The sequence below is a fragment of the Delftia sp. WSY_10 genome (genome assembly GCF_043104705.1).
Lineage (GTDB): Bacteria > Pseudomonadota > Gammaproteobacteria > Burkholderiales > Burkholderiaceae_C > Comamonas > Comamonas tsuruhatensis.
This window is the reverse complement of the sequence record NZ_JBICKY010000052.1, coordinates 200,519-213,193: the sequence shown is the minus strand read 5'-3', so window position 1 is coordinate 213,193 and position 12,675 is coordinate 200,519. Positions and strand designations below refer to the sequence as shown.

The following is a 12,675-nucleotide window of genomic DNA, read 5'->3' as shown; positions in this document are numbered from 1 at the left end:
CTTTCGTCACCCGGTTGAATGAAATCAGGGCTGCGGCGCCGGCCCGGCGCTGCAGCCCTGTTCAGCGGGTGCAGGAAACCGTTGCCGCGCCGTCAGATGCCAGCCGCCTCGTCCAAGAACACCTTGGCGCGGCGCGGTGTCACCACCAGGGTTTCCCCCTCGCGCAGCGCCATGTCCCTGAACTGCTGCGCAGGAATCTGCGCCTCGATCAGGCCACCCTCTTCGGCATTGTCCGTGCTTTCGGTGCTCTCCGATGGAATAAGTTCCAGGCGCGCAATGGGCCCCACGACGATGGCGCGGGCCAGCTGCACGACGATGCCCGTGGGCCGTCCCTGGACGTCCAGGTTCTGGCCGGGCGAGTAGCGCTCCACCTCCAGATCGTGCGGGCGCACATAGGCGAAGGCCTTGCTGTCGCTGGCGCCCTTGGCGTCGTGGCTGTCCAGCTGGGTGCCGTCGTCCAGGTAGACGCGGCCATCGCTGGCGCGGCCCTTGAAGAGGTTGACGTCGCCCAGGAAGCCGTAGACGAAGGGTGTGGCCGGGTTGTCCCAGACCTGCTGGGGCGTGCCTTCCTGCTCGATGCGGCCCTGGTTGATGACGACCACGCGGTCGGCCACCTCCAGTGCCTCTTCCTGGTCGTGGGTCACGAAGATGGAGGTCACATGCAGCTCGTCATGCAGGTGGCGCAACCAGCGGCGCAACTCCTTGCGCACCTTGGCATCCAAGGCGCCGAAGGGCTCGTCGAGCAGCAGCACCTTGGGCTCCACCGCCAGGGCGCGGGCCAGCGCGATGCGCTGGCGCTGGCCGCCCGACAGCTGGGACGGAAAGCGGTCCGCGATCCAGTCCAGCTGCACCAGCTTGAGCAGGCTCATCACCTTGTCGCGGATCTGGGCTTCGCTGGGGCGCTGGCTGCGGGGCTTCACGCGCAGGCCGAAGGCCACGTTCTCGAACACCGTCATGTGGCGGAACAGCGCGTAGTGCTGGAACACGAATCCCACGTTGCGCTCGCGCACATGGACGTCGGTCGTGTCCTCGCCGCTGAAGTGGATGCTGCCCACGTCGGGCGTCTCCAGCCCCGCGATGATGCGCAGCAGCGTGGTCTTGCCGCAGCCCGAGGGGCCGAGCAGCGCGATGAGTTCGCCGGACTGGATGTCCAGGCTCACATCGCGCAGGGCCTGGAAATCGCCGAACTGCTTGCTGACGTTGCGTATTTCAATGCTCATGGTCTTGCTCTTGCTCTTTTCTGGTCGGGGCGGGCCTCAGGACACCTGCGGCACACGGGATGCCTGGGAAGCCGGCGTGGGGCGCTCGGGAGGCAGCTCGGCTGCGGCCTTGGCCTGGTGCTCGGCACGCCACTCGGCCACCGACTTGATGACCAGGGTCACCAGGGCCAGCAGAGCCAGCAGCGATGCGGCAGCGAATGCGGCAACGGACTGGTACTCGTTGTAGAGGATCTCCACGTGCAGCGGAATGGTGTTGGTCTGGCCACGGATGTGGCCCGAGACCACGGACACCGCGCCGAACTCGCCCATGGCACGCGCATTGCACAGGATCACGCCGTACAGCAGGCCCCACTTGATGTTGGGCACGGTGACCTTCCAGAAGGTCTGCCAGCCTGTGGCGCCCAGCACGATGGCGGCCTGCTCCTCGTCGCTGCCCTGCGCCTGCATCAGCGGGATCAGCTCGCGCGCGATGAAGGGGAAGGTCACGAAGATGGTGGCCAGCACGATGCCGGGCACGGCGAAGATGATCTTGATGTCATGCTCGGCCAGCCAGGGGCCGAACCAGCCGTGGGCGCCGAACACCAGCACGTACATCAGGCCCGCCACCACGGGCGAGATCGAGAACGGCAGGTCGATCAGCGTGATCAGAAAGGCCTTGCCACGGAACTGGAACTTGGCAATGCACCAGGCCGCCGCCACGCCGAACACCAGGTTCACCGGCACGGCGATCAGCGCCGTGATCAGCGTCAGCTTGATGGCCGACCAGGCATCGGGCTCCTGCAGGCCGGCGACATAGGCATCCCAGCCCTTGCGCAACGCCTCGGTGAACACGGCCGCCAGCGGCAGCACCAGGAACAGGCCGATGAAGGTCAGCGCAATGCCCGTGAGAATCCAGCGCACAGCGCGCGGCTCGGTGGTGGAGAGCTTTTCACGCCGGCCCTTCGGGGGCGCCGTGAGCCTGTACAGCACCAGCACGGCGACCAGCACCGCGCCAATGATCTTGAGAAGCAATGCTTCCTGTGGAGACAACGCCATCTCAAGCCCCTCCCGAATGCTTGCGCTGCCATGCCTGCAGCGCGTTGATGACCAGCAGCATCACGAAGGAGAACAGCAGCATCACCACAGCCACGGCCGTGGCGCCTGCGTAGTCGTATTGCTCCAGCTTGCCGATGATGATCAGCGGTGTGATCTCGGAAATCATGGGCATGTTGCCCGCGATGAAGATGACCGATCCGTACTCGCCGATGGCGCGTGCAAACGCCATGGCAAAGCCCGTGAGCAGCGCGGGCGTGATGGCCGGCAGGATCACCTTGTAGAAGATCTGCCAGCGCGAGGCGCCCAGGCTGGTGGCCGCCTCTTCCAGCTCCTTCTCGGAGTCTTCCAGCACCGGCTGCACCGTGCGCACGACAAAGGGCAGGCCGATGAAGATCAGCGCAATGACCACGCCGTTCGGGTTGAAGGCCAGCTGGATGCCGTAGGGCTCCAGGTACTGGCCCACCCAGCCGTTGCCGGCCAGCAAGGCGGTCAGCGAAATGCCGGCCACGGCCGTGGGCAGGGCAAAGGGCAGGTCCACCAGGGCATCGACGATCTTCTTGCCCGGAAACTTGTAGCGCACCAACACCCAGGCGATCAGCAGGCCGAACACCAGGTTCACGCAGGCCGCCGCAAACGAGGCGCCAAACGTCAGCCGGTACGAGGCCAGCACGCGCGGCGAGGCCACGGCCTCCCAGAACTGGGGCCAGGTGAGCGAGAAGGTCTTGAACAGCAGTGCCGACAGCGGGATCAGCACGATCAGGCTCAGATAAAACAGCGTATAGCCCAAGGTCAGCCCGAAGCCGGGCAAAACGCGCTTGGCGCCGCGCCCCTTGCGCGCCGCACCGGACGGTGCGGGCACAGGAGCGTCGGCGCCAGGCCTTGGGCTGGTCGGAACGGCAGACACCATGTTGGATTCCAAATCAGCCAGTGTGGGGAGGGGGCCTCAGGCGGACTTCGCCGCCTTCATGCCTGCTTGCGTGCTTACTTGCCGGGGACGTAGATCTTGTCGAACTGTCCGCCGTCGTTGAAGTGCACCTTCTGGGCTTCGGACAGCGAGCCGAAGTACTTGGCCACGGTGAACCGCTTGATGGGCTTGAACACGTCGGCGTGCTTCTTGAGCACGGCCTCGGAGCGGGGGCGCAGCGCGTGCTGTGCGGCGATTTCCTGGGCTTCGTCGGAGTACAGCCAGGCCAGGTAGTCGTGCGCCAGCTGGCCCGAGCCCTTCTTGGCCACGGTGCGCTCGACCACGGCCACGGGGTTCTCGGCCACGATGGACACCGAGGGATGGACGGCATCGACCTTGCCCTTGCCGAATTCGCGCTCCACGGAAACCACTTCGGACTCGAACGTGATCAGCACGTCGCCGATGTTGCGTTGCAGGAAGATGCTGGTCGCATCGCGCCCGCCCTTGCCCAGCACGGGCACGTTCTTGTAGAGCTGCTGCACGAACTCGGCCGCCTGCGCGTCGGTGCCGCCCTTCTCGCGCACCGAACCCCAGGCCGCCAGGTAGGCGTAGCGGCCATTGCCGCCCGTCTTGGGATTGACCACCACGACCTTCACGTCGGGACGGGTCAGATCGCTCCAGTCCTTGATGTTCTTGGGGTTGCCGTTGCGCACCAGGAACAGCATGGTCGAGGTGGTGGGCGATGCGTCATTGGGGAATTTCTTGGCCCAGTCCTTGGCGACCACGCCGCTGTCGGCCAGGAACTGCACGTCGGTCGTGGTGTTGAAGGTCACCACATCGGCAGCCAGGCCGTCGTTGACGGCGCGCGCCTGGGCGCTGGAGCCGCCGTGCGACTGGTCCACCTTGATGTCCACGCCCTTGGTCTTCTTGTAGTGGGCGACGAAGGCGGCGTTGTAGTCCTTGTAGAACTCGCGCGCCACGTCGTAGGAGACGTTGAGCAGCTGGTTCTGCGCCGATACGGTTCCTGCGGCGGCCAGCGCCAGGGTGGCCAACAAAGTCTTGAGCTTCAAAGAATGCATGGTTCGCTGCCTTTTATTAGTGGACATCTCTGCGGTGGATTCACAGACAGTCACATTGTGCGAACGCTGGCTTAAAACTCAAAAGAATATATTTTTGTTTGTTAATGGCCTGCTTCCATATAAGAAGCCTGGCCCACCGTCTTCGCCAGCCGCCACCTCACAGCCCGGCGGCCCAGGGGGCGCCCGCGCCTGCCGGCACCGCTGCCCGTGCACCGGCAACGCGCGGCGCACGCACGGCAGGCCGGGGTTGCGCGGGCTGCCAGCTGTCGCCCTGCATCAACGACTGCAGCAGCGCCAGGCCCAGGGGCCAGTCGCCAAAGCCTGATTCGACATTGATGTGCCCCGCGTTCTGCAGCCGCACGAACTCGCTTCCCCAGGCCCGCGCATAGGCGCCGGCCCGGCGGATCGGACAGTAGGGATCGTTGCTGCTGGCCACCAGCACGCTGCGGTAGGGCAGCGGCGCATAGGGCACGGGCGCAAAGTCGGCCAGCTGGGCACGGCGCTCGGGATCGGCCGGCCCCACCAGCAGCGCACCCTGCACGCGGGCGCTGGCCTCGGGCCCCATGTGCGCGGCCGTGATGCAGCCCAGGCTGTGGGCGGCCAGCACCACGGGCTCGGGCCGGGACAGCACCAGTTGCTCCAGCGCGGCCACCCAGGGTTCGCGGTGCGGCACGAGCCAGTCGTCCTGCTCCACCCGCTCGGCATGCGGCAGCTGCTGTGCCCACAGGCTTTGCCAGTGGTCAGGGCCGGAGTTGCGCCAGCCGGGCACGATGATGATGCGGTGGGGATTCATGGGTTCTCCTGGACTGTCCATTGCTGGACATGGGCCCCGATTGTGGAGAACGCCGCCGACGATCCCAACGAACGATTTGTTGTTTTCTTATGGCGTGGCGGGGTGCAGCCTCAGCGCACCGCCGGCTCGCGCGTGGCGTGGCTGTTTCGCCCCGGCACGGTCTCTCCCAGGAAGTCCAGGAAATGCCGCACGGCCGGCGCCAGGCCGCGCCGCGAGGGGAAGACCGCATGCACGATGCCCTGCGGCGGCTCCCAGCCCGGCAGCAGATGGACCAGCCGGCCTTCGGCCAGTTCCTCATGGCACATGTAGTCGGGCAGCCAGCACATGCCGCTGCCGGCCAGCGCCGCGAATTTCAGCGTCAGCAGGTCATCCACCACATAGCGCGGCTGCAGCTGCAGGCGTTGCTCGCGGCCTTCGGGGCCGACCAGCAGCAGGCTGGACTGGCCATCCACCGCCGACATGGACATGCTGTCCAGGTGCTGCAGGTCGGCCAGTGCACGCGGCGTGCCCTGGCGCTCCAGCAGCTCCGGGCTGGCAACGAGGATCTGGCGCGCCACATCCAGCCGCTTGACGACCATGGAGCCGCTGTCCTCCAGGCTGGGGCGCACGCGCAGCGCCACGTCGATGCCCTCCTCCACCAGGTTCACGGGCCGGTTGGTCACCTGCATCTCCACATGCACCAGCGGGCAGCGCTGCAGGAACTGGGGCATGAGCTCGCCCAGCACGGTCTGGGCCAGGGTGACGGGGCAGCTCACGCGGATGGTGCCGCGCGGCTCGGTCTGCACCTCGGCCACGGTGTCGGCGGCGGCCAGGGCCGCATCGCGCATGGCCTGGCAATGGCGCAGATAGGCCTCGCCCACCTGGGTCAGCGAGAGCTTGCGCGTGGTGCGCTGCAGCAGGCGCACTCCGAGCCGGGCCTCCAGCTCCGCCACGCGCCGCGACAGCCTGGACTTGGGTATGCCCAGCGCCCGCCCGGCAGAGGCGAAGCCGCCGCGCTCCACGACCTCGGCGAAGTACAGCATGTCGTTGAGATCCATCATGTCGCTCGTCCCTCCCTGTGCTCATTGGCTGCAAATTCAGGACAATCTATCGCAATTTCTGCGGCTTATCAAAGACTCTGTCCAAATTCACAATTGATCCCATCGTCGGCCCTACAAGCTTTCCCGAATGGCCGATCCCAACCGCGATCCCAACCGACATCCCAGGAGCTTTTCCATGCAAGTGCTGCACATCGACTCTTCCATCACCGGCGCCGCTTCGGTGTCCCGCCAGCTGACCGCCCAGACCGTGGCTGCCCTGGTGGCCGCCAACCCCGGCGCCAAGGTCGAGTACCTGGATCTGGCCGTGAACGCCCCCGACCACCTGAACGCAGTGTCCATGGGTTTTCGCACCGGCCAGGCCGCCACGACGGAAGCCGAGCGCGCACAGAACGCCATCTCCGAAGCCCTGGTGAGCCAGTTCCTGGCGGCCGATGTGGTCGTGGTCGGCGCTCCGTTCTACAACTTCACCATCTCCAGCCAGCTCAAAGCCTGGATTGACCGCATCGCCCAGGGCGGCCGCACCTTCCGCTACACCGCAGCCGGCCCCGAAGGCCTGGCCAAGGGCAAGAAGGTCATCGTGGCCTCCACGCGCGGCGGTGTGTACTCCACCAGCGAAATGGGCCAGGCCCTGGAGCACCAGGAAAGCTACCTGAAGACGGTGTTCGGCTTCCTGGGCATCACCGATGTGAGCATCGTGCGCGCAGAAGGCGTGGCCATGGGCGATGAGTCCAAGGCCAAGGCCCTGGAATCGGCCCGCAACGACATCGTGCGTGCAGCGGCTGCCGCCAATCAGGAAGCGGCCATCGCCGCCTGATTGCGGATCGCGGTCAGCCGAGGGCTGTACGCCCAAAGAACAAGCGCCTGGGTTTCGGCCCCGGCGCTTTTTCTTTGGACGGCGCCCGAGAGCGACCGGCCCCGGGCAGCCCGGATTGCTCCCGATGGACTGGTGCGAATAAAAGAGGTATCCGCCCTAGCGCCTCCTTTGAAAAATGCAATGCGCTGCGCGCTTTTACAGACACGTGAAGCTGATAGGCTGGGCCATCGCTGCTTTTTTGCGGCCTTGTCCGACACGAACCGACTGCATTTCAGAAAGCCGGCAGACCTGCCGATATCCATGCAGTCTCATTGTTTTTCCCTGCGCTCCATCCATGCCAGCCACAAGTCCCCGCCCCCATGTCCGGCCCCGCGGCCCTGTCCATGCCCGCCCTCCGTCCGATGAAAACCTGGTGATCACGGTGATCGCCGTGTCCCTGCTGGCCATCACCGTGGTGGGCATTGGCGTCTACCAGTTCCTGCAGTACCAGCGCGAGCAGGATCAGGAGCAGCTCAATTCCCGCGTGTACCGCAGCTATGTGCGCAACACCGACGAGGCACCTGCGCCCGAGGAGCCCGAGCAGCCTGCCGCAGCGCCCACCCCCGCCAAGCCCAGCCAGCAGCAGCTGAACCAGGAAATGACGCGCAAGCTGCTGGCCCATCCCGGCGTGACACCCGGTGCCGGCTTTTCGGCGCCCGGTGTCAAGTCGACCGGCGTGGTGATCATCGACGCCATCGACCAGGCCCAGGCGCGCGAGAAGGCATCGTCCGCCGCGCGCCCTGCTGCGGCGATTGCCAACCCGTCTCCCGCTTCCTGACGCTGCCAGAGCTCTGCGCTCGCAGGCCCCCCAACGCAAAAGCCCGGCATTGCCGGGCTTTTTTGTGTCTTGAGCGGCCTTGCCGCACCGCTCACTGGTGCTTGCGCGCCCAGGCCGCGAACTTCTGCACGAAGCCGTTCACGAAGTCGCGGCTGCCGGCGCCAATGGAGCCATCTTCGGCAAACAGGCCGTCCTTGGCCTGGATGAAGATTTCGGGCTGGGCCAGCGTCGGCATGTCCAGGTAGGCCAGCACATTGCGCAGGTGCTGCTGCGCCAGCGCCGTGCCGATGGCACCCACGGAGACGCCGGCCACGGCAGCGGGCTTGCCGGCCCAGACGCTCTTGCCGTAGGGGCGCGAGCCCTGGTCCAGCGCGTTCTTGAGCACGCCGGGAATCGAGCGGTTGTACTCGGGTGTCAGGAACAGCACGGCCTGAGCTGACTGGATCTGGGCGCGGAACTGCTTGACCACGTCCACCTCATTGCCGTCATGGTCCTGGTTGTACAGCGGCAGGGCATCGATGGCGACCTGCTCGAAGACCAGGCCTTCGGGTGCCAGGCGCGCAATGGCGTCGGCAAATTTGCGGTTGAAGGAATCCTTGCGCAGGCTGCCCACGATGACAGCGACCTTGATCTGGCTCATGCATTGCTCCTGGAGGAAGTGGCGAAAAACGGGTGGGAGGCGTACCTCCCGCAGGCAGCCATTATGTGGCTGCCTGCACGGCGCTTACTGTAGGAAAGTGGGCTTGGCATAGCCCTGGAACTTGCTGTCCACCACGGCCTTGAACTCCGCCGAACGGTAGACCTCGGCCAGGTCCTTGGCCCATGCCGCGCCCTGGTCCTTCTTCTTGATGGCCACGACGTTCAGGTAGTGGTCGGGGGTCTTTTCCAGCGAGACGGCCTCGGTCAGCTTCAGGCCCGAGGAAATGGCGAAGTTGCCGTTGATGATGGCGTATTCGGTATCGCCCAGCGAGCGCGGCAGCTGCGCGGCTTCCAGCGGGATGAACTTGAGCTTGCGCGGGTTCTCGGCCAGGTCCTTTTCGGACACGCGCAGCGGGTCGATGCCGGGCTTGGCCTTGATCAGCCCGGCCTGCTCCAGCAGCACCAGCGCGCGGGCCAGGTTGCTCGGGTCGTTGGGCAGGGTCACGCGGTCGCCTTCCTTGGCCTCGGCCAGGGTCTTGCGGGTCTTGGAATACACGCCCAGGGGGGCGATGGGGCCTTGCACCAGCTCCACCAGGTCCAGCTTCTGGTCGGCCGCGAACTTCTGCAGGTAGACACGGTGCTGGAAGAAGTTGGCATCCAGCGAGCCCTGGGCCAGCGCCAGGTTGGGCTGCACGTAGTCGTTGAACTCCACCAGCTTGACCTGGTAGCCCTTCTTTTGCAGCAGCGGCACGATGCCCTGCTTGAGCTGGTCGATGTTGGAGCCTGCCGTGCCGCCGATCACCAGCTGCTTCTTGTCGGCCTGGGCATGGGCGGGCAGCGCCAGCACGCTGACGGCGGCAAGGGCGGCGGCCGAGGCCAGCAGGTGGCGGCGCACGAAGGAAAGGGATGCGGTCATGTCGGAATCCTTTTTTTGGGAGAGAGCGGGAAGAAAGAAGAAAGCGGGTCTGGACAGCGCGCTCAGCCGCGCTTGTCCAAGCGGCGGGCCGCCGTGTTGCCCACGAACTGGATGACCTGGACCATGGCCACGAGGATGGTCACGGTGAGCACCATCACATCGGTCTGGAAGCGGTAGTAGCCGTAGCGGATGGCCAGATCGCCAATGCCGCCGCCGCCCACCACGCCGGCAATGGCCGAGTACGACAGAAAGCTCACGGCCAGCACGGTCAGCGCCAGCACCAGGCCCGAACGCGCCTCGACGATGAGCACGCGCCAGACGATCTGCAGCTCCGAGGCGCCCATGGCGTGCGCGGCCTCGATCACGCCGCGCGGCACGTCGCGCAGGCACTGGTCCACCAGGCGTGCCAGGTAGGGAATGGCCGCCACGGACAGCGGCACGGCCGCAGCCAGCGGGCCGATGGAGGTGCCGGCCAGCCAGCGCGTGAAGGGCACCAGCGCGACCAGCAAGATGATGAAGGGGAAGGACCGCACGGTATTGACCGTCCAGTTCAGCACGGCAAAGGCCGGGCGGTTGTCCAGCGACTGGCCGGGGCCCAGCAGGAACAGCAGCACGCCCAGCGGGCCGCCGATCAGCACGGCGGCCGACAGGCCGATGCCCAGCATCAAAAGGGTCTGGCCCATGGCCAGCCACAGCTCGGGCAGGATTTCGACGATGTTTTCAGACATGGGAATGCGGAAGCTAAAAGAAGAGGAAAACGGGACTGGGCGAAAGCCCGTCAGTGCTCGGAGCCGCCCACGGCGCGCAGCACCACGGGGCGGGTGGCGCCGCGCTCGCGCAGAGCCTTGTCGGCACGCTCCACGCGCAGGGCCTCAAGTTCGCTGCCCAACAGCGTGGCGCGCTGCGGCGCCTCGTAGGCACGGCCCTGCGGCAGGGCGGGCAGCGTGAAGCGTTCGGCCACCTGGCCCTGCTCGATGATGGCCACCTCGCTGCACAGCGCATCGACCACGGCCAGCTCGTGCGTGACGATGACGATGGTCACGCCCAGGCGGCTGTTGATGTCCGCCAGCGTGGCCAGGATGGAGCGCGTGGTCTCGCTGTCCAGCGCCGAGGTGGGCTCGTCGCACAGCAGCACCTGGGGGCGCGGCGCCAGGGCACGCGCAATCGCCACGCGCTGCTTCTGACCTCCGGACAACTGGGCCGGATAGCTGCCGGCCTTGTCGGCCAGGCCCACGATGTCCAGGCATTCGCGCACGCGCTGCTCGATCTGGGCGCGCGAGTGGCCGCCATGGATGCGCAGCGGAAAGGCCACGTTCTCGAACACGCTGGCGTTCTGCAGCAGGTTGAACTGCTGAAAAATCATGCCGATGTTCTGGCGCGCCTCGCGCAGCGCGCGGCGGCCCAGATCGGTCAGGCGCTGGCCTGCCACCACCACCTCGCCGCTGTCGGGGCGCTCCAGCAGGTTGATCAGGCGCAGCAGCGTGGACTTGCCCGCACCGCTCTTGCCGATCAGGCCGAAGACCGTGCCCTGGCCGATGTCCAGTGATACCGAACGCACGGCATCGAAGTGCTTGCCATCGGCTGTTACAAATTTCTTTTGCAGGTCGCGCAGGCGGATCAGCGCGTTTTCCGGGGCCAAATGGGCGGTCTGGACGGTCATGGAGTCTCGGTTCGGCAGTGAAAACGGTCCTGGGATCGACAACGGCAGCCTTTGCACCGCCATCTCCAGGCAATGGCGCGCAATTTCCGGGTCCTGTGCTGAGGAGTTGGACGCAGTTGCAAGCCGATGGGCATGCGTTGTCTTGCGTCGTCGCCAAGCACAGGCGAATCCCCAGGATCTGCCGTCATTAGTGTTCTAACGAGTGTGTTGCAAAACGTTGTTCAAACAAAAGAATAAAAAATACGGTGCTTATATCGATTGCCGTCTTTCAAGCCTTGATGTACGGCCTGGACGGCATTGCTAGAATCCGCCCCCGACAGGCCTGTACAACGGCAAGATGCCTTGTGGTTGCGTGCATTACAGGTAAGTACCCGCTTTCATTCGCCATGCCTGAATCCTCCCGAACTGCCGACTGCGCCGCCTGCGCCGCCAGCCTGCGCGTGGAAGCGGTGCGCCTGCGGCGTGGCATCACAACCGTCTTTGATGGCCTGGACCTGCAGCTGGATGAGCCGCGCGTGGGACTCATCGGCGACAACGGCGCGGGCAAGACCAGTCTGTTCCGGCTGCTGTGCGGCCTGGATGCGCCGCAGGCCGGGCGCGTGCTACTGGACGGCACCGAACTGCACGAGGCCCGCGCCAGGCGGCCGGGCCAGGTCGGGCTGATGTTCCAGAACCCCGACGACCAGATCATCTTCCCCACCGTGGAGGAAGAGCTGGCCCTGGGTCTGCGCCCTTCGGGCATCTCGCGGCGCGAGGCCACGGAGCGCGCCCGCGCCCTGCTGAACAGCCGCGGCCTGGCCGACTGGGCACCGCGCGCCGTGGCCGGACTCAGCCAGGGCCAGCGCCAGCAGGTGTGCTGGCTGGCCCTGCTCATTGCCGCGCCGCGCGTGCTGCTGCTGGACGAGCCCTTCGCCAGCCTGGACCTGCCGGGCCAGGCGCGGCTGGCCAGGGACATCGCGGCCGCCGAGCAGCAGGTGCTGGTCTCCACCCATGTGCTGGACCACGTGCGCAGCTTTGGCCGCGTGCTCTGGCTGGAGCGCGGTCAGGTGCGCGCAGACGGCCCCGGCCATGAGATCTGCGCAGCCTATGAAGCCGACGTGGCCCGCCGGCTGCAAGCGCAGTCCTGACGCAGGAGCCGGCCGCCATGGGAAGCCTCTACAGCGAATACACCAGCTGGCTCCATGCCTGGAGTGCGGGCCGCAAGCTGCTGCTCATGGCGCTGCTGGGAACGGGCCTGTTCCTCATCGATTCACCGTGGCTGCTGGCCATGGCCGGCGCCGCCTGCGGCCTGCTGTGGCTGTCGCTGGGCCGCGCCACCGAGGGCGCACGGCGGCTCATGCTGTCGGTGACCGTGGCCGCCCTGCTGGTGGCTGCCTTCCATGTGTGGATGCAGCATTACGCCCTGGCCGCCTCCAGCGCGCTGCGCCTGGTCTGCGCCTCCACGCTGGGCATGGCGCTGACCGTGAGCACGCGCCCCAGCGATCTGGTCGATGTGCTGGAGCGGCTGCTGGCGCCGCTGGAGCGCATCGGCATCTCCCCCGAACAGGTGGCCCTGCAGCTGGCATTGATGCTGCGTTTCACCGAGCATTTCTTCGTGCAGTGGAAGCGCATGGACGATGCCCACCGGCTGCGCACGGGCCGCGCCGGCGGCCTGCGCCTGATTGCGCCGCTGACCATCCACATGCTGCAGGCCACGCGCCGCGTGTCCGATGCGCTGTGGGCGCGCCTGGGCCGCTGAGGCCTGCCCTGCCGATTTGC

Annotated in this window: 14 protein-coding genes; 4 read left to right on the top strand and 10 right to left on the bottom strand. The window is 66.4% G+C overall.

From position 1 onward, the window contains the following. Positions 1-92: 92 nt before the first annotated feature. From ACF8ML_RS21010 to ACF8ML_RS20985, 6 genes are all read right to left on the bottom strand, one after another. A complete protein-coding gene (locus ACF8ML_RS21010) occupies positions 93-1,220 on the bottom strand; it encodes a sulfate/molybdate ABC transporter ATP-binding protein (RefSeq protein WP_016448258.1) in 1,128 nt (375 codons plus the stop codon). Between the two features lie 36 nt (positions 1,221-1,256). Further along, positions 1,257-2,255 (bottom strand): sulfate ABC transporter permease subunit CysW, encoded by a 999-nt coding sequence (gene cysW, locus ACF8ML_RS21005; protein ID WP_016453281.1) that lies wholly within the window; start codon positions 2,253-2,255, stop codon positions 1,257-1,259. Between the two features lies 1 nt (position 2,256). Further along, positions 2,257-3,162 (bottom strand): sulfate ABC transporter permease subunit CysT, encoded by a 906-nt coding sequence (cysT, locus tag ACF8ML_RS21000; protein ID WP_013801696.1) that lies wholly within the window; start codon positions 3,160-3,162, stop codon positions 2,257-2,259. 74 nt (positions 3,163-3,236) lie between these two features. Beyond that, positions 3,237-4,238, bottom strand: a complete 1,002-nt coding sequence (locus ACF8ML_RS20995; RefSeq protein WP_392407861.1) for a sulfate ABC transporter substrate-binding protein — start codon at positions 4,236-4,238, stop codon at positions 3,237-3,239. Positions 4,239-4,395: 157 nt separating this feature from the next. Beyond that, a complete protein-coding gene (locus ACF8ML_RS20990; protein WP_392407860.1) occupies positions 4,396-5,031 on the bottom strand; it encodes an RBBP9/YdeN family alpha/beta hydrolase in 636 nt (211 codons plus the stop codon). A gap of 110 nt (positions 5,032-5,141) precedes the next feature. Continuing rightward, complete coding sequence (locus tag ACF8ML_RS20985; RefSeq protein ID WP_016453282.1) at positions 5,142-6,071, bottom strand: LysR family transcriptional regulator; 930 nt, start codon at positions 6,069-6,071, stop codon at positions 5,142-5,144. Between the two features lie 175 nt (positions 6,072-6,246). On the opposite strand from ACF8ML_RS20985, the gene ACF8ML_RS20980 reads away from it, so the two are divergent. Together ACF8ML_RS20980 and ACF8ML_RS20975 are read left to right on the top strand one after the other, a co-directional pair. After that, entirely contained in the window at positions 6,247-6,885 is a 639-nt protein-coding gene (locus ACF8ML_RS20980; protein WP_016448263.1) for an FMN-dependent NADH-azoreductase, read from the top strand. A 412-nt stretch (positions 6,886-7,297) separates the two neighbouring features. Further along, positions 7,298-7,702, top strand: coding sequence for a hypothetical protein (locus ACF8ML_RS20975; RefSeq protein ID WP_227472554.1), 405 nt, complete (start codon positions 7,298-7,300; stop codon positions 7,700-7,702). Positions 7,703-7,793: 91 nt separating this feature from the next. Here the strand turns inward: ACF8ML_RS20975 and ACF8ML_RS20970 are convergent, their stop codons facing one another. The 4 genes from ACF8ML_RS20970 to ACF8ML_RS20955 form a co-directional block, all read right to left on the bottom strand. Next, positions 7,794-8,342: an NADPH-dependent FMN reductase gene (locus ACF8ML_RS20970; protein WP_016448265.1), complete on the bottom strand. Its 549-nt coding sequence runs from the start codon at positions 8,340-8,342 to the stop codon at positions 7,794-7,796. An 84-nt stretch (positions 8,343-8,426) separates the two neighbouring features. Further along, positions 8,427-9,257 (bottom strand): MetQ/NlpA family ABC transporter substrate-binding protein, encoded by an 831-nt coding sequence (locus ACF8ML_RS20965; RefSeq protein ID WP_017407338.1) that lies wholly within the window; start codon positions 9,255-9,257, stop codon positions 8,427-8,429. A gap of 62 nt (positions 9,258-9,319) precedes the next feature. After that, a complete protein-coding gene (locus ACF8ML_RS20960) occupies positions 9,320-9,985 on the bottom strand; it encodes a methionine ABC transporter permease (protein ID WP_012206396.1) in 666 nt (221 codons plus the stop codon). A gap of 50 nt (positions 9,986-10,035) precedes the next feature. Further along, a complete protein-coding gene (locus ACF8ML_RS20955; protein ID WP_046985622.1) occupies positions 10,036-10,917 on the bottom strand; it encodes a methionine ABC transporter ATP-binding protein in 882 nt (293 codons plus the stop codon). 386 nt (positions 10,918-11,303) lie between these two features. Here ACF8ML_RS20955 and ACF8ML_RS20950 point away from each other — a divergent pair, with 386 nt between their 5' ends. Together ACF8ML_RS20950 and ACF8ML_RS20945 are read left to right on the top strand one after the other, a co-directional pair. Continuing rightward, positions 11,304-12,044, top strand: coding sequence for an energy-coupling factor ABC transporter ATP-binding protein (locus tag ACF8ML_RS20950; RefSeq protein ID WP_392407856.1), 741 nt, complete (start codon positions 11,304-11,306; stop codon positions 12,042-12,044). Positions 12,045-12,061: 17 nt separating this feature from the next. Continuing rightward, positions 12,062-12,655 carry an energy-coupling factor transporter transmembrane protein EcfT gene (locus ACF8ML_RS20945; protein WP_046241668.1) on the top strand — a complete coding sequence of 198 codons (594 nt, stop codon included), beginning with the start codon at positions 12,062-12,064 and terminating at the stop codon, positions 12,653-12,655. Positions 12,656-12,675: the final 20 nt, after the last annotated feature.